The following is a 21,552-nucleotide window of genomic DNA, read 5'->3' on the forward strand; positions in this document are numbered from 1 at the left end:
TTTCTTTTTTGTAACATAAATGTAATAATGCGAGAATGAATAAATTTAATTGTCAGAAAAATATACATATTCCCTGATTTTTCGGCACTAAACCCCTTTTGTCGATTTGTAACATAACAGTAAAGAAAATTACACTTTTGATTTGGTAGAATATATCTATCGAAACCATATTTTGATAAATTACGAGGAATTTAGTAATAGAAATTGATGGGGTGACATAATGAAGCAAGTACTGACAAAATTCTTAATAACAGCATTAATACTGGCGATCCTGCCATTTAATACAGCCTCTGCAGCAACAGCAGACCAGGAAGAAGTTGTAAGAATAGCAAAATCCTATTTGGGGGTTCCTTATGTTTGGGGCGGGACTACGCCAAACGGATTTGACTGCTCAGGATTTATGATTTATGTCTTTGACAAAGTCGGAATCGACTTGCCAAGAACCTCAAGTGATCAGTATAGCAGTGCCGGCGTTAAAGTCAGCAAGTCAGACTTGCAGCCTGGCGATTTGGTTTTCTTTGAAAAAACATACAATAAAGCCGGTGTTACGCATGCCGGAATCTATATCGGAAACAATGAATTTATTTCTGCTACTTCAAGCAGGGGCATTAAAATCGATTCTTTAAGCAGTACATATTGGGGCCCTAAATACTATGGCGCAAAACGTGTTTTGACAAACACTCCAGGAGTTTACTCCGATGTTCCGAAGTCCCATGTTGCCTACGACGCCATTTTCAGATTAGGAAACAGTAACATCATTATGGGTTATGAAGATAACACATTCAGACCAGATGAGCCTGTAACGCGCGGACAAGCTGCAGCAATCATGAACCGCCATTTAAATAAGGTTCCTAAATCTTTATATGCTTTCAAGGACGTTCCGACTTCTTCACGTTTTGCCAAGGATATTGCGGCAATCAAAGAGCTTGGCATTATTAACGGCTTTAAAGATGGCACATTCCGTCCGAATGAGTATATGACAAGAGCAGAGATGGCTGTCATTGTACAAAATGCTTTTAAACTTCAAGGCACTACGTATTCAAAGGCAAGCAGTACTTACAGCGACATTACACCGTCTTATTGGGCACATGATGCAATCGTAACGATGAGCAATATTGACTCCACTTCAATCTTTGATGGAAGCAAATACTACGCGACTCACCGCGCATCAAGAGCGTTTTTCTCTGCAGCCATCTACAATTCTATTAATGCAACGAACTAAAATGTAGGCCGGGACCTTGTCCTGGTTTTTTTATGGATAAAAGAATCCTGTTATTCTTCCAATATATCCCGGAGAAAAATGGTGAAAAAATGAGGAAATTGTCTATTAATGACAGGTAATATTTTGGTAGAATGGTAGAGAACAGGCAAATTACAACAAATTTAGTGTTTGTTCCACATTAAGTTATGAGAGGGGAAATTTTACATTGAAGAAAGCTAGGCTTCTGTTGCTTGCCTTTGTTCTTTTGTTCACTGCATTTCCTGCTGCAGGCTATGCCGCAGATGATATTACTGGCATACAGCTGGAGGAAGAACTAAGAGAGGCCATAGACAGAGAAATTATGTATGGCTATGGTGAAGGAATTTACAAACCGGAACTGAAGGTAACACGCGGAGAATTTGCAAACTTTATTTCAAGAGCTTTAAAATTGCCTTCAGCAGAGCATAAATTTCCAGACGTTGCGATTACTTCAAGCTTAGCCCCGGGCATCAATTCAGCTGCAGAAGCAGGAATTATTGCCGGACAGTCGGATGGGAATTTTAATCCTGACAAAGAAATTACGCGTGAGCAAATGGTTATTATGATTAAAAACGCGTTGGACTATAAAAATATGAAAGTGGACTATGAGGTACCCGCTCAATTAACTGATTTTGATAAAATCACCTCTTCCACTTCACGTGTGGCGATAGCAGCCAGTGTGACTTTGCAAATCACCATCGGCTTCCCGAATTCTGATGGAACTACCTATCGATTCGAGGCGCAAAGACAAGCTTCCCGTGCAGAAGCAGCTGCTTTTATTGTGCGTATGATCCATGCTATGGAGGATTTTGAATCACAGCTTCCAGGAGAGCCTGGCGAACCTGAGATTGAAAAGCCTTATGTCATTTCAACGATTAATGAAAATAGAGAGCTGGTTGAAACAACGAAAGCATACGAAACTTATAAGGAAGCAGAAACTGCTTGGAACAGCAGTTCCTCAGAGGTAATCACATTCAACGGGAAAGTGATTAAAATGCAATCAGGCCTCGTGTATGCAAGTCCTTCAATCGGAAATGCAACAACCTATCTATACAGCAGTGAAAGCTTAAGTTCTGTAGAAGCGGCAGTGCCTCCACAGGAAGAACTGAAGTTTCTGGGCTCAACAGAAACAACGGTAAAAGTATACATTGGCGGCAGGACCGCATACGTCAAGCAGTCCGAAGTAAATATGGTGCCTGCTAAAATGGTGACAAAGCAAAACTATTATACTGTAAATACAAGTGGTGAGCTGGTGTATCGAGTTTACTCGCCTGCTACAGATAAATACGGTGCGTTCGAAGTTGGAAAAGCACCTAGCTTTTTAAAACAAGGCCAAAATTACTACAGCTGGGATGGAACGAAATTCTATACAAATCCGATGGGATCTTCCACTTCATTTGCAGGGCAGTATTATCCTTATCATCAATTCCTGTCAGCCCGTACAAAGACTAGCTATACGGCAGCCGAATTGGATCAATTTATTGACAGGAAGCTTGCAGAGCTTGAAGCAACAGGCGCACCTGCCTACAAAGATGCTACTAAAGTCAGTAAGGTAAAGGGCCTTGGAACTTATCTGAAAAAAGTAGAAGCTGAATCGAATGTAAACGCCCTTTTAGTTCTGGGCTGGGCATTCCATGAAAGCCAGTACGGAATGAGCGCGAATGCATTAAAACTTAATAACCTATTCGGCATTGAAGCTTATGACAGCAATCCATCCGGTGCGGTTGCATACCCGACACCAACAGGTAGTGTCGATGCTCTAGTTAACAAATATCTGAATAAAGCCTATATCCCTCAGGGAGACTGGCGCAGCAATGGGGCAGCACCAGGAAACAAGCTATTTGGCTTTAATGTCAGATATGCAACAGATGCTTACTGGGGAGCCAAGATCAGCGGCCATATGTACCGGATTGAAAAGGCGCTCGGCTTTAAGGATTATACCAATAAAAAAGTCATTGGCCTAATCAATACCAATGGAACCAATGTAAGGACGTCTCCTTCTTCCAGCCAGGGTACAGCCAATCTTCTGTACACGTATAAAACAGCCATCAAACCGGTGGTTATTGTTGAAGAAGTGAAATCGCTTGATGGCGATAGCTGGACATGGTATAAGATTCTTTCAGATGCCAATGGAACTCAATATGGCTATGTTAGAAGAGATCTGATTGACAAAGTTGTAACAAATTAATTTAATAGAGTAATAGAAAGGGAGCTCCGACTAGTTCAGGAGCTCCCTTTTTTGATTTGACGTTGAAAACAGTCCTAATTGTGAACTTAGCGAATAAATCTTAAAAACTAACAAACAAAATAGAAAAATAGCAAACAAATCAGGAGATTTAGCAAATATACTAATAAATTTGGCGAACAAACAGGTGAATTTAGCAAATAAATTCACCTTAGATCGAGACTGGCAGTAAATCAGAATGATAATGACGGAAAATCACTCCATTATCTAAGTAAAGCATGATAGTTCATTGAGTAGTTCAGATATAAGATGTTTTATGTTCCTCAACGCTTCCCAAATCCCTGCCTGTCCAGCTCTGCTATAACTTCATCGAGCAGGATAACATTCTCCTCCGCAAGATAACCTGTCTTTGATTCGATAAGCTGGTCAATCACCAGGCTCCTGTTTTCCCCGATGGATTCCCACTTGTTTTGGTGTTTCAATAAATCGACAAGGGTAAGCTGTTCATAGTCATTGCCGGCAAAGGTCAGGTCAGGGTTGACCTGGTACCAAAGATCTCCGCTTTCGCGGATCCAGTCAGTGCCAAGGTTTTCAATGGCTTTCCGTATTTTTTTTGCTGCCTCGAGGTATTTTTTTTCCCTGGATTGTTCATAGCAGTCAAGCAGCAGGTTGGCTCCCCCGAGGACATGATTCATGGAAGCATGCGTTTTCTGCTTTTGATCATAGGGTGAAAAATAGTCAGCAATCAAAAGACCGTCAGCCACCTTAATGACATTGCCTTCTTTAATTTGTCCCAGCAGGTAGTCAGCGTAATTCAGCTGTGCCTTCATCAGCTGGGGGGCATTCAGCTCTTCGCCAATCTTGGCCAGATAGAGGCCTATGAACTCATTATGCCTTGTATCGATATACGGAGCAGTTAAACCATAGGCACTTTTCAGCCATGTACTGGTATATTCAGTTTCCCAGATCTTTGTTCCTTTTTCTTCCCGGTATTCATAAAGGTCAGCGGCTGAGTTCACCATCAAGTTATAGTAATAGCGCTCTTTTGTGCTGATATACCGGTCAATGGCTTCGCGGTCAACCATGACGCCGAGGTTACGGCCGTAGCCATGTTTTGTATAAGGCTCAATGGACCAGGGAAGCTTTTTCATTGGGCCGCCCGCAGTGAGCCAGCCGTTTGCCTCTTTATACGAATCAATCTGATAATTAATCCAGTCCTCAAGCTCCTGGCTATTGGAAAACAGGTCACCTGTGGAAAGCATGAACCATTGCTCCGCCAGCTGTCCCTTGGCAGCTTCAAGCTGAAAGCGGATGGCAGTTCTATCTTCCTTTTCTTCGAGCTTGTATTCTTTCCTCTCATCATGCAGGATCCGGACCTGACTGGAGAGGCCATTGGAATATTCCGTTCTAAGACGGGATGAGATTTGCTGTTTGCTTAATACAAGCTCAGAAGAATCGGCATCCTTTAGCTTAAATAAGCCAATTGGCTGGGTGGATTGATCATCCCCTGTATTTTTATCATGTGGCCGCTCAATGACACGAGGCTCCCAATCGATAAATTCAGCTTCACCGCTCGAATCGATCGAAAGTGTCCCCGCAGCGGAAACTGATTTCTCTGCGATTCCCTCAAGCTGCATAAAAACAAGCAGATCGCCATTATTGACTTCACGCAGCTTAATATGAAGCTTTCCGGCCAAGTTTCCCTTCTTCGCAAGCTCATACTGATAGTGGGTGTCTTTATAAAAAGGCAGTAGGCTGGATTCATTTTTGTTCTTTTCCGCAATAGCTAAATCAGAGCTGATTTGAAAATCAGCGGCTCCTAATTGGAGGGTTTCCTGGAAGCCATCCTCTTTACAGGAGGACAGCACCAGGACTGACATAAAAAGAATAAACGTTATGTTTTTCATCATCGATACCCCGCCCTTTATGAACGGGCTTTCTTTTTCTTCTTAAGGATTCCCAATAGCTGATTGAAGCCTTCGCGGTAAAAGATATAGATTCCAGCAGCATAGAGTATGACTCCGAGTGGAATTAAAATCGCCAGCTGAATGAGTGAGTACAACTCTGTAATTGCCGTGAGCTTTTGTAAAAAATAAAGCGGTACAGCCATAATCAGGGTCGGTATGATGACCCGTATAATGAGATTTAAAAGTTTCAAGGCTTCAGAGCGGTCAAAGTCTTTGTATACGACAAACGCTGAAGCAGTCAGATAGTAGACTGAAACAAATGCACTGGACAATGCCAGCCCCGGATAGCCGAACGGCTTGAGCAATAGCCAGTTAAGGAAAGCATTCAAGGCAATCGTCGTTACACTAATCCGGAAGATGATTGCTGTCTTGCCGCGCGCGTACATCGACTTAGACACAATGTACTGAAGCCCCTGCGTGACAATCATCGGCAGGTAGAAGACAAGCGCAATATACGTGTTATGGGTGTCTTCGGCTGTAAATTGTCCGCGCTCGTAAATGAATGATAGCGCCTGTTCACCGACCAGAAACAGACCAACCGCAATTGGCATCAGCGTGACAAACGAGATCTGCATCCCCATAAAGAATGTGGATTGAAACTTTTTAGGATTATCAATCTGCTCAGACAAGAGCGTAAAGATAATAACTGCGATGGTTGTTCCATATATCGCATGCGGAATGCTGACAAGCAGGGAGGCGTTATTCAAATACGTAACCGCCCCCTCAATTGTCCCGGATGCGAATGATTTATTGACAAACATATTGATCTGGCCGACAACAGAATTCAGAAGGGAAGGGACGAGCAAAACCAAGAATGCCTTCCTGAATTCTTTATCAACTTTAATTGTCGGGCTCCAGCGGTAACCGCTTTTCCGTAAATAGAAAATCTGGATCGCTGAACCCAGCAGCGTTCCAAAAATGAAACCATAGGCCAGGCTGTTAATTCCCCACTGATCTGAAAAGAGAAGCGCAAATACCGCACCCATCAGCGTAGCGAGCAGCTTGGAGATTTGCGTTGGAACAAACACTCTCCGCCCCTGCAGGTACGAGTCCAAAATGCCGTTAAGGGCAATGGCACTCATGAACAGGAAGAAAAACTGTGTAATATCAACGGCAACCTCTTTTGTAAGAGGGAGCATGCTTCCATAAATAAATGGAACAAAGTATGGAACGAGAAAGTACCCGGCAATTGTAATGCCAAGGAAGATCAGAACTGTCGCATTCATGATTCCGTTGGCATTGCGTTCCGTTTCCTCGGGGTTGTCCTTGCGTTTCTGCACATACAATGGAAGGAAGACGTTATTAAAACCTCCCGATATCATGGCGACAATAAGGGTGATAAAAGAAAAGGCCAGCAGATAGCCGTCCGTATATTCGCTCGCCCCAAACTGGCGGGCAATGATGCTTTCGCGCAGGAAACCGGACAGTTTTAGAACAAGTGCTAATAATGTTATAAAAAGTGCAGCTTTTTTTAATGAAGCCATATCACATTCACTTCCTGTGAGATTTCAAAAGAAACGTGCAGAGAAGCTCTCTACACGTCATGTAAAATCAAGATTATTTTTGCTCTAGGGCTGATAAATATATTTGTTCATACTTTTCAGCCGCTGCAAGATGGGAATATTCATCCTCGATCTTCTGGCGGGCTCTTTGAGCTAGGGCAGCGCCTGTTTCCGGATTCTCCAGAAGGTAGATCATGGCATCTTCCAGCTCTTCGACATTTCGTTCTTCCACAAGAAGGCCGTCTTTTTCGTGATCGACAATTTCCTTTAATCCGCCGACAGCGCAGGCAATCAGCGGAATGCCTGATCCCATTGCTTCAAGGGCAGAGATGCTTGTTGCTTCTTCAACCCCTGCAGAGTGGATGCTTGGTACAAGCACAACATCAGCTAGAGCGAAAAAGTCCTTAACCTGCTTGTGTGGAATGGCGCCAAGCAAAGTGACCTGGTTTTCAAGCCCTTTTTCAGCTACAAGCGCTTTTAATTCTTCAAAAGCCTCTCCCATTCCTGCATAGATAAGCTTCGCATTCGGAAACTTCTCAAGTACTTTTGGAAAAGCAAGTGTAGGGTAGATAACCCCGTTTTTCTTTGTCAAACGGCGCGGCACAAAGAAGATTAAATCATCTTCACTGAAGCCGTGCTTTTTACGGAGCTCAGCTTTTTTCTCAACAGCTGGCTTGAAATCATGAATATCAATGAAGTTTCTGATGGCTGTGCCTTCAACACCTGCTTGCTTTTTTACATAATCCTTAATGCGCTGATCCACAGTAATAACCTTTCGCGTTTGACTGTAAGCCTTTTTCTCCATTTCCTGAAGAAACTTGGCTTCTTCGCTGTTTTCTTCTACTGATCCCGCACTCACAGCTTCAAAGGCCATATAGCCATGAACAGTAGAAACCGTTGGAATCCCGGACTCAAGAGAAGCAAAGGTTGCGAACACATCCTGTGCATTAATGATGTCGTATTGTTTATGTTTATTTTTTTCAATCAGGGTCTTAAGCATGTTTTGGCGCGCTTTGCGGCTCCAAAGGATTCCCTTGCCTTTTTTGACCTTATTCAGCACGAAGCTTGGGCCGCGGGCAATAAACTTGGATTGCCAGCCCGGCACATCGCTGATTGATAGGACGTCTACTTCGTGTCCTCTTGCTTCGAGGCCTGCTTTTAATGTTGTCACATGTGTCGACAAACCGCCGGCATGGGGATAATCAAAAACAGTGGTAATTAGGATTTTCATATCACCGTCTCCTCATTGAGAGTATTTTTATTTCGCTCCGATAAACTAACCTGTTACAAAGTTCCTTATTTTAAGGCTCTTTTCTAGTAGATTGTTGTCTTGGCTTATGAATATTGCCCGTTGATTTCCGCTGCGGGCACTTGCTTTCCGCGGGGCGGGCGGTGAGCCTCCTCGGCGCAAGCGCCTGTGGGGTCTCACCTGTCTCGCTGCTCCCGCAGGAGTCAAGTGCCCTCCGCTCCAATCAACTCAGTAGCTTTATGATGACAGTTATTTCAAAAACCGTGCTTTCAGCAGATCAATATTTTCCATCGCATCCCGGCGCATTTCGCGGGCATTGTTTTCAATCATGGAGCTTAATTCATCTCTTTTTGCGAGAACCTTGCGGCTGTTTTGGATCAGCTCGCCGGCTGTAAGTTCTTCCAATGGGAATGAGTAATCCCACATTCCGGAGCGCTTCAATAAGCTTTCCACTTTTTTATCATAGCTGATGCCGATATGAGGAACTGCAACCAGTGCTGAGAAAATAAGTGAGTGCAGACGCAAGCCGATTGTCATTTCACAATTGGAAATGAAGTTCAGATACTGGTTAGGTGAAAAGTCAGGTCCGAGTACATGGCATTTATCTCCCTGTTTCATATGCTCCAGCACATTGTTGGAGGCACGCACGTCGTGGTGTCCTTCCATTGGAACAAACACAGGTGTGATTCCTTCGCTATCTATCAAGTGGTCCAGTGCTTCAGCGATTTGCTTATAATGGGCAGTATGCTGGAACCACGGGCGGACAGAAACCGCAATAAGCTTTTCATCGCCTTTTAAAGGAAGGCTTTCAATACAAGATTGATCCTCTTTTTTCTGAAAAGCAAATACAATGTCAGCTGTAACGACCGATTCAGGGCGATTGACTCCGAGCTTATGTAGCAAGTCCTTGGAGTATTGGTCACGAACCGTAATAAAATCTGCCATGTTGGCAAATACTTTCATTAATATTTTCCCCCAGGCTGAATTGACAGGTCCAATGCCCTGAGAGAAAAACATGACTTTCGTTCCGCATAGCTTAGCTAAAAACACAATCAGTAAATAATAAGGAAGTGGTCCGAACAAAAACTTAGTCGGATACGTATCCTGAAGAAGGCCGCCGCCTCCGCTGATTAACAGATCAGCTTCACGCAGCGCTTTTACTTTGCCTTTAAAATCATGGCGCCATCCTCGATAAACGCTCTTTACCCCATAGGTCTCGGCTGTTTTGCCGGGAGAGAGTGAAAAGACTGTTAAATCCGGATTGTCGAGCTCATCCTTTAAGTTATCAACAATTGCTTCGAGGATGGCTTCGTCGCCAGTGTTGCCAAGTCCATAAAAACCAGATATTACAATTTTCAAAGAAGTATTTCCTCCTTATGTAAAATCATCCAAATTCATAATGCGAAGGGCTTATTTTTCCCGGAGTACCTAAACTGTCCCTATATAATAGAAGACATTTTATCAGCGAGTGCTAAACCACCGCCAAACCGCTTGACCTCAGGAAAAACAGCCTTTCAATCATAGCCTTAAAAAAGCTAAACTTTATTTTAACATTAGCGTTCGACACATTCAACGTAATTGGTGCAACGTTTGTTGGAATTTGTTATACTATGTTAGGATTTATTGCAAAGAAACAAGCAAACCATATAATAAATGTGCAAACATGAACATAAACAAAGGCTCTTTTCGTAAAGATGGCTGTTTTTGCGGCAAACTATGTTTAATCCAATGAGTTGATTGAAGCGGAGGGTACTTGACTCCAGCGGGAGGAGTGGGACAGGTGAGACCCCGCAGGCGCTAGCGCCGAGGAGGCTCACCGCCCGCCCCGCGGAAAGCAAGTGCCCGCAGCGGAAATCAACGGGCATTATTCATAAGCCAAAAAACAATAATCTATAAAAAGAGTAAACAGAAAACTACTTACCAAAAGAGAGGTCCTTATTAATGGAAAAAATTTGTGTTGTCGGCTTAGGATATATCGGTCTTCCTACATCAGCAGTATTTGCCCGTGCAGGCTATGAAATTGTTGGGGTTGATGTAAGTGAGCATGTAGTCGATAAATTGAACCGCGGTGAAATCCACATTGAGGAAGTCGGCCTTCCTGAAATCGTCAAGGAAGTAGTGGAGAACGGAAAGCTTCGTGGTTCCATGACGCCGGAAGAAGCGGATGTTTTCATTATTGCTGTACCGACGCCAATCCATGAAGATTATACAGCCAACGTTGACTATGTGATCAGTGCAACCAAAGCAATTGCCCCTTACCTCAGCAAAGGCAATGTGGTGATTGTGGAGTCTACGATTCCGCCGCGCACAATGGACGATATCGTAGCGCCAATCCTTCGTGAGCAAGGCTTTGATACCGAGAAGGATCTGTATTTGGCACACTGCCCTGAGCGGGTGCTTCCAGGCCGCATCCTAATTGAACTTATTGAGAATACACGAATTGTCGGCGGAACAACGCCTGAAGCAGCGAAAAAAGCGGCCGATGTATACCGGGCAATCGTTACAGGTGATGTGATTGAAACAGAAGCGGTCACAGCGGAAATGTCAAAACTGATGGAAAATACATTCCGTGATGTAAACATCGCGCTTGCAAATGAACTTGCGAAAATTTCCAGCCGTCTTGGCGTAGATGCACACCAGGTAATTGAGCTTGCCAACAAGCATCCTCGTGTGAATATCCATCATCCTGGACCAGGAGTAGGCGGACACTGTCTCGCAGTTGATCCATACTTTATTGTCGAAAAAGCGACAGAAGAAGCTAAGCTGATTAAGCTTTCACGCGATATTAATAATTCAATGCCTCACTTTGTTGTAGAGCAAGTGGAACGGATGACAGTGGAACTAAAAGAGCCAAAAATTGCGGCATTCGGCTTAACATACAAAGGAAATATAGACGATGTACGCGAAAGCCCGGCCATTGAAATCGTTGAAATGCTTCGCCGCAATCCGCGCTTTGATGTGCGCGTGTTCGATCCGCATGTCCGTGATGAGCAGGTATCCTTCCCGGTTGTATCCTTTGAGGAAGCCATTCAGGATGCGAACCTTGTTGTCGTATTGGCTGATCATAATGAATTTAAAACGATGAAAGCGGAAGACTTCCTGTCAGGAATGAAGACACCGGTTATTTTTGATACAAAGAACTGCACAAACCTGGATGAAGAGAAAATGACTGTTTATAAGATCGGTAACTTAACGAACCTGAAGGCGATTCAGGAATAGAAAGCTTGGAAAGTAACATGAAAAAAGAACAATATCTTGGTGTAAACGTATCTGTCATGACATACGATGAGATTTTAGATGATTTGCGGAGCCGCATCAGTGAAGGCAAGCAGTCAACCGTCATTGCGGTTAACCCGGAAAAAGTCATTACAGCCAATAAAAACCCGCTTGTAAAAGAACTCATAAACGAATCCACCTATCAAATACCGGATGGGATCGGCATGATCCTGGCCTCCAAAGTAAAAGGAGGCTCGTTGAAAGAGCGGGTAACTGGCGTCGATATGATGGAAAGGCTTCTCCGATTTGCGGCTGAGGAAGGACATGGCGTCTTTTTCTACGGCGCCAAAGAGGAAGTCGTTTCCGAAGCGAAAAGAAAGCTGGAGGAGCGCTTCCCAACCTTGAATATTGCCGGCTATGAAAATGGCTATACGAAAGATAATCAGGCGCTGGTGGATAAAATTAACGCCTCCGGTGCGAAGCTTTTATTTGTAGCCCTTGGAAGCCCGAAGCAGGAGCTTTGGATTAAGGAAAACATGAAGCATCTGAATGTAAAGGTTTTTCAGGGAGTGGGAGGCAGCTTCGATGTCTTCTCGGGCCGGACAAAAAGAGCCCCGGAATTTTACCGCAGGTTTGGACTGGAATGGCTGTACCGCTTAATGAAAGAGCCAAAACGAATAAAACGCCAGATGAATCTTCCAAAATTTTTAATCAGGGTATTATTCAGCCGTTAAGGAGCCAGTAAAGATGATCCGTTCATATAAACAAAACGATGAACAACAAATCAATGCGCTGTTTTACGAGGTTTTTCGTAAGCAGCGCTCGCTTGTGCATTGGGCATGGAAATACAAGGAAAATCCTTTGAGCAAATCCATAATTACGGTAGCAGATGAAGATGGTGAAATGGCAGGCCATGTAGCCTTAGTTCCAGCCAAAACAAAATGGTACGACAGGGAAGTGATCTTTGGGGCACGGAATGACACGATGGTTTCCCCAAGGCATCAGGGAAAAGGGCTTTACAAAAAGCTCAATCAGGAAATGATTGATACGGCCCAATCCGAAGGGATCGATTATTTATACGGCTATCCGGCAGAGAAGGCAAAAGAACTCTTCATTCGCTATACCGGAGCAAAGGAAATTGCCAGCATCCCGCGCTTAATCCGGGTAAACCGCCTTTCAACCCTGGTGGTGAATAAGCTTCCGTTTTTAAAAGCGGCCAAGCCTGCCATCAGAGTGGCAGATCGTTTTCTCAAGCCGAAAAAGGCCAACTCGCTGAAATACTCATTTAAATTTGTATCGGAATGTGGAAGAGAGTTTGATTCTCTTTGGGAGAGCAGCAAAGGGGTCGCTCCCATTCTGCTCAAAAGAGATGCCCAATTTTTAAATTGGCGCTTTCATCGACATCCCGATAGAGAATATAAAATGCTGGCGATGTATGAGAATGATATCCTAAGCGGCTACTCTGTCATTTCGCTGGAGGAAAAGCCATTTGGCGGCGGCAATGTCCTGAATGGAACCATTGTCGATATGCTGGCGATTGAAAAAGAGGAAGCCTGGGAACAGCTTGTGGCTGGAACGCTGCAGGAGCTGGAGGAAGCCGATGTCATTCAAACATGGGCATTGGCCCAGTCCCCATACTTTAAGGAATTAAAGAAATTCCGTTTTGTGCATAAAGACAATCCCATGCCGCTTGTCGGAAAGCCAGTGGATCCTTCATTAAAAGAAGATGATTCGATTGAAAACTGGTACATTACCCCAGCAGATGTGGATTCATTTTAGGAGGCGGAAGCATGGCAGCGAACTTGAAAAGAACGATATTAAATGTGGTCAAGCCATTCATCCTTCCTTATACACGCCAAAAGCTGAAGGGCTTTTATAAAGAGGAGCAAGCATTGACAAGGATAACCGAAGGAAATGTTTTGGTGCTGGCTCCTCATGTGGATGATGAAACGATCGGCCTTGGCGGGACGATCATTGAGCATGTGAAAAAAGGCCAGCATGTCACGGTTGCTTATATAACAGATGGATCAGGCAGTGTCAGCTCCCTCTCAAAAGAAGAATTAATGGCCAAAAGAAAGCAGGAAGCCAAAGAGGTTCAGCAGCTTCTCGGCTTTCAGGATTTGGTTTTTCTTGACCTTCCAGATGGGGCACTGGAAAGCAATGAACATTCCCGGGAGCTATTCCGCAGCCTGATTGAGGAAAAGAAACCGGCATTTATCTATTGCCCGACCTTTGTTGACTGCCACCCTGACCATGTCACGACCGGCAGAATACTCTCGGATGTATTGGAGGAGAAGCAGTATAGCGGTGCTGTCCGTATGTATGAAATCAATTGCCCGATACCGCCCAATGAAATCAATACAGTTATCGATATTACGGATGCATTTGAAACCAAAGAAAAAGCGGTTGATATCTTCCAATCACAGGCGATCGACTTTGACGGATTTATTGAGCTAAGCAAAATCAAGACAGAGCTTGTTCCTGGTACAAACGCGAAGGCTGTTGAGACGTTTCTTGAAATCCCTGCATCCGAATTCTCAGTCCAATACCAGCGTGTAGATCAAAAGAAATATCCGTATAATCAGATTTTCAAGCAGGTTAATAAAGCGGCAACCTTAATATGGGGCATACTCAAAAATGTCGATGAAAAAAAGCGGATGTACAAAGAACGCCATTCCGGACAGGGAGGGAGCATCTAAATGAAGGTTCTTCACTTTATCAGCGGGGGAGAGACAGGCGGATCCCGGAAGCATGTAATCACGCTCCTGTCGCAATTCCCAAAGGAGCAGGCATCACTGGCGGTTCTGCAGGAGGGAGCTCTTTCCCAGGAAGCAAGAGAAGCAGGCATTGATGTTCATCTTTTCAAGCAATCCTCCCGCTATGATCTGTCTGTCCTGAATAAACTCGCCGGCTTTATCCGTGAAAATGGCTACGACATTTTGCATACACATGGCCCCAGAGCCAATTTATTTGGCGTCTATCTCAAAGGCAGGACGAATGCGAAATGGGTGACAACCGTGCATAGCGATCCGAAGCTGGATTTCATGAAATCCGGACTGAAGGGAACGGTTTTTACCAAGCTAAGCTTATATGCGTTAAACAGAATGGACTATTACTTTGCTGTGTCAGAAACTTTTAAAAATAATCTTATCAGTATGGGCATTCCTGCCGATAAAATAAAGACCGTCTATAACGGAATCGAATTCACCAGCCAAAAAGCGGAGCCTGTTTCAAGGGCCAGCCTGGGGCTGAACGAAGAGGATTTCGTCCTGACCATGGTCGCAAGGCTTCATCCCATTAAAGGACATGAGCTTGTATTTGAAGCGATTAAACAGCTGGACAAGCCTGATATAAAGCTTGTTTTAGTCGGGGATGGCCCGATTAGGGATGAACTCATCCAGAAGGCTGAAAGCATGGCCGTGGGAAATCAGGTTCGCTTCCTTGGATTCCGCCAGGATGTGGATTCCATCTATGCTGCCTCCGATCTTGCCCTTCTCGCTTCATATAGTGAAAGCTTTCCACTCGCACTTTTGGAAGCGGCCAATCAGCATGTTCCCCTGGTAACCACAGATGTGGGAGGCGTCAGGGAGCTGGTAACAGAGGATGAGACCGGCTGGATTACACCAACTGGCGATGCAAAAGCTTTGGCTTCTGCATTTTCCAAGGCATATGATGCGCATAAAAATGGCAACTTAAGAAAGATGGGGGAAAAGCTTTATCATTTTGCTTCATCCCAATTCTCCCTGCAGCAGCTGTACAAGGAAACCAAAGAGACCTATGAAAAAGTGAAAATAGGAAAAAAATAAAATTGTCTATACAGGTCGAATCGTGTAATCTATACAATGGAAAGCATGATTATTAGAAATGCGCAGGCGATTTGCCCAGGAGCCGAAGCTGGACTTTTTATAACTTTAAACATTATACTTGTTTACCCTTACCAAAAGGAGCTTTAGAATGCCTAATAAAAACTCATTGACTTACTACTTTGTGTTAGCAAGCTTGTTTTTGATCCCGATTGTTTACTTTAAGACGTATCTGGGACCGCTCCCGTTATCTGTTGAAATCGTCTTAATCCCGCTTGTCACATTGGCGGCGTTTTATGACTTTTTCAAAGGAAATATCCGCCTGAATGATTTTAAAATATGGCCGCTGGCCGCAGCTTTTGGGCTATTTTTACTGGTATCGCTGATTTCAGTGATTAACGCAATTGATTTAAAGTCAGCTGTAATGGAAATTGCCCGCTATCTATCTTATGTCGTTCTTTTCCTGATCGTGGCCAAAGTAGACTTTACAAAAAAGCAATATTTAGGCTTTGCGAAATGGTTTGGAGCAGCAGTCGTGATTGTGGGGCTATTCGGGGTTCTGCAGTACGTCTTTAATTTCTCATTAAACAAAGCAGGCCTCTATGCGCTCAAGGAAGCAAAGGGGCGGGTTGACTCCACACTTGTGAACCCGAACTATTACTCGGCCTATTTAAATTATATTATTCCAACTGTATTGCTATTGGCTGTCGTTTATTTTAAAAACAAAACGGCACAGCTTCTAGCGTTTGCAGTTTATGCCATTTATGTGGTAAACGTAATCCTGACTTACACACGTGCGGCATGGGTAACCATGTTCTGTGCAGGTATTCTTCTTATCATCCTGATGCCAAAGCAATTTATTAAAAATGTGATCAAGCCGCAAATTCTGATCTCATTTGTCATCCTGTTTGCAGTCCTTTATTTCATGCCGGATGTACAATCCAGGACAAACTCAGCTATATATGCGATTGAAAAGCTTCTGCCTCAAGGTTCGCAAAACCATCAAGGAGCGGGGGAGCCCGAAGATACTGACGGAGATGGGGAACCCGAAGAAGTGGCAGATGAGGAAGAACCTGAAGAGGAAGATACAACGACCAACCGTGCTGTTGTGTCCCGTATGACACTATGGAAAACCGGCTGGTATATGCTAAGAGACAACCCGATTCTTGGGGTAGGAATGGGTAACTACACAGCCAATTACAAAGAATATGTATCAAAGTATCCAGAGCTGTATATCGGGCATGAAAGCTATTCTGTCCACAACTCCTACCTGAAAGTAGGGGCTGAAACCGGATTTGTAGGCCTGGCTTCATTTATGCTCATATATGTGATCTACTTCCTGACGATCATTAAGCTTTACTTTAGGCAGAACCTCCTTGGAAGAGTAATGGCCGTCGGATTATTCGTCGGAAGCATTTGCTACATGGTCCAGAACTTATCCAATAACTTAATATTCATTCCTCAGCTTAACGTGATTTTCTGGCTGACTGCAGGCCTAGTACTTGGGTTCCTGTCATTCAACCGGAAGGAGTCAATAGGCGAATAGGCTCAAATGAAACGGAGTGCATTGGCACTCCGTTTTTTTGTGTGGATTTGGAAATTTTTCAGCTGTTTTTTATGCATAAAATAATCATTATTTTTTCTGTGAATTATCTTTTATACATTCAGATCGCTTGTGAAAGAATTTAGAAATTTTACTAATAATCGTAAGGTTTTAAGAAAAAATGCCGATATAGAAGATTGTAATAAGTCATTATGCATAGGATTTTGGAAAATGTTTCTGAAAATGCAACTTTTCATTAAGTCATACGTCTTATAAATTGGATAGTTTATTATAAATTGGATTTTTTAACTTTTTTGCTCAAAAACTTCCAATTTATAAAAATACTATGTATAATGATGAAGTGCGTTTCAAATAGCAATAGTTGAATAGTTAACTACATATTCCTTAATAGAGATAATTTGGTAATTTTTACAACAGTGAAAATTGTAAAAAATGGTTGAATTATAGTAGTAATTTGGTAGAATAGAATCAAGTTAAGTTTTCCAATTCTGCCAAATGGTACATATAAACTATAAAATTACCAATAATTACAGAGGAGAAGTTAACTTGCAATTTTATTGCTAGTCGATGATCCCATCATCGATTTAGAGAAAAACAAACATACTTAGCAAAACAGGGAGGAAATATTACAATGGCTTACCAACCAAAGTCTTATCGTAAGTTCGTAGCAACCGCTGCGACAGCTACTTTAGTAGCATCCGCTGTAGCTCCAGCCGCTGCAGCTGGCTTCTCCGATGTATCTGATCGTTATCAGGAAGCTGTAAGTTACCTAGTAGAGAACGGAATCGCAAATGGCGTTTCTGAGACTCAATTTGGTGTATCTCAAACTATTAAGCGTGGGGATGCAGCCGTAATGCTTGCAAAAGCACTTGGTCTTGATGGTGCTACTGCACCAGATGCTGGTTTCTCTGATGTACCATCTCGCGCAAAAGGCGCTGTAAATGCTCTTAAAGCTGCTGGTTACTTAAATGGTAAAACAGCAACTTCTTTTGGCTTTGAAGCTGAACTAACTCGTGGGGAATTAGCTATCATCCTTACTAATGCATACGAGTTGAAAGGTGAAGGTTCATTAGCATTCACTGACGTAAGTGACCGTTATGCAGATGCTGTTAAAGCTTTAGTAACAAACAAAATCACTAGTGGTAAGACTGCTACTTCTTTCGGAACTTCTGATGCAGTAAAGCGTGGAGACTTTGCTATCTTCTTACACAAAGCGGATACACTAGAAGTTGATCCAGCGACTCCTGAGGTTGTGGGTGTAAGTGCGATTGACGGAAAAACTGTTCAACTCACTTTTAGTGCAGCTGTTGATGCTGATACATTAGTAGACGCTGACGGAAACGATGTAATTACTGTTATTTCTGGTACTGACGCATTAGCTCCTGGTGCAATTACACAAGAACTAAGTGCAGATGGAAAAACTCTTACTCTAAAAGCAGCTAGCTATTTCAAAGGTGATTACACAGTAAAGGTTCCTTTTGAAATTGTTAAGGGAGCTAATGGTGGCTTCTTAAAAGCTGTTAACTATAAATTAAACGTTAATGATAAAGCTGCTCCAGTTTTATCAAGTGCAAAATCAACAATTAAAAGTACAGCTGATGGTATTAAAGTAGTAACGCTAACATTTAACGAAGATGTAGCTTCTATTGATAACGTTAAAATTGCTGGCTTAAACTACACTCCTAATGTTGTTGGAAATACTGCAACTGTTGCTGTAGATCTTGATGCAACTAAAACTTATGATATTACTGTTGTAAATGCTCAAGATGCTGCTGGAAATGTAAAGGATGTACAAGTAGCTCCTTTAAATGTATCAGTTGATAATACCCCAGCTTCAATTACAAGTGTAGTAGCTGCTGGTGAAAATAAAGTAAAAGTAACACTTGATAAGGCTCTAAAGGACGATACTTTAGCTATTACTGGTAAAGTTGGCACTTTCGTTACGAATATTGTAACTGATGCTACAGTTAATCCGAAAAATGCTAAGGAATACACTGTTACTTTAAATAGTAGCTACCTATTCAAAAATGGTAATACTGATACTGTTACTTTAACTGTTGCTAAAGAAGCTCTTGTAGATACTTTAGGAAATGTTAATACTGCTGAAATAACTAAGACAGTTTCTGTATCTAAAGATGTTACTGCTCCTGGTGTTTCTAGCGTAGAAACTACAAAAGCAAATGGAAAAGTAACTGGCTTTGTTGTTACTTACAATGAAGAAGTAGCTAATCTAGACAACACTAAAGTAGCGATTGTAAACTCAAAAGGTGAAATTCTTGCTAACGGTAGCGTAATTGCTACTCAAGAAGTCTCTGCAACTGATGCTAAGAAGGTTGTATACACATTAGTTGATGGATTAAAAGCTGATAAATATAGCTTTGACCTTGGTTTAGGATATGTTACTGATAAATCTCTTGCTTCAAACAAGAGTGCTAAATACTCATTTACAGTAGATGTTGCTGATGTTACAGCTCCAGTAGAAACTTCATTCACTATTGCAGGTGCTACTGTACTAAATAATGTAGTTACAGTTGACTATGATGTTAAAGTTAAAGCAACTGGAACAGGTTCTGCTTTGAACCCTGCTGCATACCAACTTAATGGAGTAACTCTACCAGCTGATACAAAAATTGAGTTTGTTAAGGACCCTGTCACTTTAGTTGTAGACCAAACACAGGTTGTAATTACGCTTCCAGAAGGATTTGTAAAAGCAAGCGATAACAAAGCGATCTTCCGAGTAACTGGTGTACAAACTCTTGACAACAAAGTTAGCAATGCTTTCATTAAAGAGTTAGCTGTTGTAGACAATACTGCTCCTGAAGCGAAGTCATTTGTTGCTACTAATCTAAATGAGTTAACTGTAACTTATTCAGAAGCTCTTGGTGCATTAGCTGTTGACGGAAATGTAACAGATGAAATTAAATTGTTTGATAGCAAGGGTGCATCAGTAGGAATTACTTCGGCTGCCGTTACAGAAGGTAAATTAGTCCTTACTGTAGCTGATGCTGCTGCTGTAACAAAATTAACTACTGTTGAAGTTGATGCTGCTGCTGCTGATATTGTTGATGCTATTGGAATCGTTCAAAAAGCAGGCGTATCAGTTAATAAGTAATTTAAAATCATATAATAAATAGTAATAAAGCTCTAAGGAGACTTATTATCCTTAGAGCTTTATTATTAATGATAAGTATCAGTAATCTTCTTTTAAAACATCTATGATTTACAAAAAAAGGGAAATTTTTTAATAGCCCTTTTTTTATTACTTATACGGTTGTATAAGTAATAAAAAGGGTGCCATTATTATGAGTACCTCCCTGTAAGGTTCTGAAGGATTAATTCCTCAGAACCTTTTTTGAATTAAAAAATAGGTTGGATAAGAAAGATATTAACAAAATTCATTTCAAATTTTTTAATATTACCAGGAAAAAAATTATTATTATTCATTGAATATATCTAAAGGGACAAGGGGACAGGTTCCTCGTCCCACCTCTAGAAAAGCTCTGTGGAGAGAAATCTCTACAGAGCTTTTCCATTTTGCTAGAAGAGGAATAAAATAGAATGGTAAAAATAAGGGCAGATGCCATATCCCAATCACAAATCTTAGGGACAAGGGGACGGGGACAAGGGGACAGGTTCCTCGTCCCAGTCCAAGAACAGCTCTTTGGAGAGTAAAATCTCTAAAGAGCTGTTCTTTTAATTTATGGGATTCGAATTTACCGTTATAAAGGGACACGGGGACAGGTACTATGTCCCAATCTCATGAATCTTATCCGATAAAATGAAAATATTTTGCAGGGTTTTTGGTGTCTTTGTCGAAAGTAGTCTATACCCTCGTTTCCAGAGGGACAAGGGGACAGGCACCGTGTCCCAATCTCCATGAAACATATTCAATAAAATGAAAGTATTTTGCAGGGTTTTTGCTGCTTTTGTCGAAAGTAGTCTTTACCCTTGTTTCCTCACTTGTTTTTACCTCTTTTTTTTATCCGCTATGCTTAATGTCTGATCCTTTAAATTCTTTTTCCCGCATTATAATTACAATTCAATTTAAGGAGGCTATAAATTTGACCGTAAAAGTCTCATGTATTGGTTTGAAAGGGTTGGAAGGCTATCGTGTTCAGGCAGAAGTGCAGATTTCACCTGGAATGAACTCGATGGTGATTGTTGGCTTGCCTGATGCCTCTGTCATAGGGACAAGGGGACAGGCACCGTGTCCCAATCTCCATGAATCATATTCAATAAAATGAAAGTATTTTGCAGGGTTTTTGCTGCTTTTGTCGAAAGTAGTCTTTACCATCGTTTCCTCACTTGTTTTTACCTCTTTTTTTTTATCCGCTATGTTTAATGTCTGATCCTTCAAATTCTTTTTCCCGCATTATAATTACAATTCAATTTAAGGAGGCTATAAATTTGACCGTAAAAGTCTCATGTATTGGTTTGAAAGGGTTGGAAGGCTATCGTGTTCAGGCAGAAGTGCAGATTTCACCTGGAATGAACTCGATGGTGATTGTTGGCTTGCCTGATGCCTCTGTTAAGGAGTCAAAGGAACGAGTTTTGTCCGCTATTCGTAGTTTGAATTGTGGTGGTGCAAATCAAAAAATTGTAGTGAATTTGTCACCTTCTGAGCAAAAGAAAAATGGTCCGTTTTTTGACTTGGCGATTGCTATTGGAATTTTAAAGGAGATGGGGCATATCAATGGTGAAATCCCGTCAGATAGTTTATTTTTAAAATATAGGTGCCTAGTGTAGTAAATAGATCAAAATCATAAAAAAGACCACCGTTTTCAATGTAAAATGGAAGTACCTATCACAGAACTTCCAATTACTAA

General features: G+C 42.1%; 15 protein-coding genes. 10 read left to right on the forward strand and 5 right to left on the reverse strand.

What is annotated here, in order from left to right:
* Positions 1–220: 220 nt before the first annotated feature.
* Complete coding sequence (locus tag IQ19_RS25820; protein WP_144546408.1) at positions 221–1,222, forward strand: C40 family peptidase; 1,002 nt, start codon at positions 221–223, stop codon at positions 1,220–1,222.
* 205 nt (positions 1,223–1,427) lie between these two features.
* Positions 1,428–3,428, forward strand: coding sequence for an S-layer homology domain-containing protein (locus IQ19_RS25825; protein WP_144546410.1), 2,001 nt, complete (start codon positions 1,428–1,430; stop codon positions 3,426–3,428).
* Positions 3,429–3,748: 320 nt separating this feature from the next.
* Here the strand turns inward: IQ19_RS25825 and IQ19_RS25830 are convergent, their stop codons facing one another.
* The 4 genes from IQ19_RS25830 to csaB all read right to left on the reverse strand — a co-directional run bounded on the left by IQ19_RS25830 (position 3,749) and on the right by csaB (position 9,502).
* On the reverse strand, positions 3,749–5,335 hold the full coding sequence (locus IQ19_RS25830; protein ID WP_144546412.1) for a hypothetical protein: 1,587 nt from the start codon (positions 5,333–5,335) through the stop codon (positions 3,749–3,751).
* A 14-nt stretch (positions 5,336–5,349) separates the two neighbouring features.
* The gene (murJ, locus tag IQ19_RS25835) at positions 5,350–6,876 is read right to left on the reverse strand and encodes a murein biosynthesis integral membrane protein MurJ (RefSeq protein WP_144546414.1); all 1,527 of its coding nucleotides are present in this window, start codon (positions 6,874–6,876) and stop codon (positions 5,350–5,352) included.
* Positions 6,877–6,949: 73 nt separating this feature from the next.
* Positions 6,950–8,125, reverse strand: coding sequence for a glycosyltransferase family 4 protein (locus tag IQ19_RS25840; protein ID WP_144546416.1), 1,176 nt, complete (start codon positions 8,123–8,125; stop codon positions 6,950–6,952).
* 267 nt (positions 8,126–8,392) lie between these two features.
* Positions 8,393–9,502: a polysaccharide pyruvyl transferase CsaB gene (gene csaB / locus IQ19_RS25845; protein WP_144546418.1), complete on the reverse strand. Its 1,110-nt coding sequence runs from the start codon at positions 9,500–9,502 to the stop codon at positions 8,393–8,395.
* A 582-nt stretch (positions 9,503–10,084) separates the two neighbouring features.
* On the opposite strand from csaB, the gene IQ19_RS25855 reads away from it, so the two are divergent.
* The 7 genes from IQ19_RS25855 (at position 10,085) to IQ19_RS25885 (ending at position 19,838) form a co-directional block, all read left to right on the forward strand.
* Positions 10,085–11,362, forward strand: coding sequence for a nucleotide sugar dehydrogenase (locus IQ19_RS25855; RefSeq protein ID WP_144546421.1), 1,278 nt, complete (start codon positions 10,085–10,087; stop codon positions 11,360–11,362).
* Positions 11,363–11,379: 17 nt separating this feature from the next.
* On the forward strand, positions 11,380–12,093 hold the full coding sequence (locus tag IQ19_RS25860) for a WecB/TagA/CpsF family glycosyltransferase (RefSeq protein WP_144546437.1): 714 nt from the start codon (positions 11,380–11,382) through the stop codon (positions 12,091–12,093).
* Between the two features lie 13 nt (positions 12,094–12,106).
* Positions 12,107–13,138: a GNAT family N-acetyltransferase gene (locus IQ19_RS25865; RefSeq protein ID WP_144546423.1), complete on the forward strand. Its 1,032-nt coding sequence runs from the start codon at positions 12,107–12,109 to the stop codon at positions 13,136–13,138.
* Positions 13,139–13,149: 11 nt separating this feature from the next.
* Positions 13,150–14,058, forward strand: a complete 909-nt coding sequence (locus IQ19_RS25870; RefSeq protein WP_144546425.1) for a PIG-L deacetylase family protein — start codon at positions 13,150–13,152, stop codon at positions 14,056–14,058.
* Complete coding sequence (locus tag IQ19_RS25875; RefSeq protein ID WP_144546427.1) at positions 14,059–15,165, forward strand: glycosyltransferase family 4 protein; 1,107 nt, start codon at positions 14,059–14,061, stop codon at positions 15,163–15,165.
* A 148-nt stretch (positions 15,166–15,313) separates the two neighbouring features.
* Positions 15,314–16,708, forward strand: coding sequence for an O-antigen ligase family protein (locus tag IQ19_RS25880; protein ID WP_144546429.1), 1,395 nt, complete (start codon positions 15,314–15,316; stop codon positions 16,706–16,708).
* A 649-nt stretch (positions 16,709–17,357) separates the two neighbouring features.
* The gene (locus tag IQ19_RS25885) at positions 17,358–19,838 is read left to right on the forward strand and encodes an S-layer homology domain-containing protein (protein WP_144546431.1); all 2,481 of its coding nucleotides are present in this window, start codon (positions 17,358–17,360) and stop codon (positions 19,836–19,838) included.
* A 1,002-nt stretch (positions 19,839–20,840) separates the two neighbouring features.
* Here the strand turns inward: IQ19_RS25885 and IQ19_RS28255 are convergent.
* Complete coding sequence (locus tag IQ19_RS28255) at positions 20,841–21,083, reverse strand: hypothetical protein (protein WP_206752427.1); 243 nt, start codon at positions 21,081–21,083, stop codon at positions 20,841–20,843.
* Between the two features lie 50 nt (positions 21,084–21,133).
* On the opposite strand from IQ19_RS28255, the gene IQ19_RS25895 reads away from it, so the two are divergent.
* Positions 21,134–21,472, forward strand: coding sequence for a magnesium chelatase domain-containing protein (locus IQ19_RS25895; RefSeq protein ID WP_144546435.1), 339 nt, complete (start codon positions 21,134–21,136; stop codon positions 21,470–21,472).
* Positions 21,473–21,552: the final 80 nt, after the last annotated feature.

It is taken from the genome of Cytobacillus oceanisediminis, from assembly GCF_007830235.1.
In the GTDB taxonomy this organism is placed as follows: domain Bacteria; phylum Bacillota; class Bacilli; order Bacillales; family Cytobacillaceae; genus Cytobacillus; species Cytobacillus oceanisediminis.

Excerpts from the sequence above, each read along its gene's own strand:
- IQ19_RS25820 (WP_144546408.1), top strand. The coding sequence starts at position 221 with ATGAAGCAAGTACTGACAAAATTCTTAATAACAGCATTAATACTGGCG.
- IQ19_RS25830 (WP_144546412.1), bottom strand. The coding sequence starts at position 5,335 with ATGATGAAAAACATAACGTTTATTCTTTTTATGTCAGTCCTGGTGCTG.
- murJ (WP_144546414.1), bottom strand. The coding sequence starts at position 6,876 with ATGGCTTCATTAAAAAAAGCTGCACTTTTTATAACATTATTAGCACTT.
- IQ19_RS25840 (WP_144546416.1), bottom strand. The coding sequence starts at position 8,125 with ATGAAAATCCTAATTACCACTGTTTTTGATTATCCCCATGCCGGCGGT.
- IQ19_RS25855 (WP_144546421.1), top strand. The coding sequence starts at position 10,085 with ATGGAAAAAATTTGTGTTGTCGGCTTAGGATATATCGGTCTTCCTACA.
- IQ19_RS25860 (WP_144546437.1), top strand. The coding sequence starts at position 11,380 with ATGAAAAAAGAACAATATCTTGGTGTAAACGTATCTGTCATGACATAC.
- IQ19_RS25865 (WP_144546423.1), top strand. The coding sequence starts at position 12,107 with ATGATCCGTTCATATAAACAAAACGATGAACAACAAATCAATGCGCTG.
- IQ19_RS25870 (WP_144546425.1), top strand. The coding sequence starts at position 13,150 with ATGGCAGCGAACTTGAAAAGAACGATATTAAATGTGGTCAAGCCATTC.
- IQ19_RS25875 (WP_144546427.1), top strand. The coding sequence starts at position 14,059 with ATGAAGGTTCTTCACTTTATCAGCGGGGGAGAGACAGGCGGATCCCGG.
- IQ19_RS25880 (WP_144546429.1), top strand. The coding sequence starts at position 15,314 with ATGCCTAATAAAAACTCATTGACTTACTACTTTGTGTTAGCAAGCTTG.
- IQ19_RS25885 (WP_144546431.1), top strand. The coding sequence starts at position 17,358 with ATGGCTTACCAACCAAAGTCTTATCGTAAGTTCGTAGCAACCGCTGCG.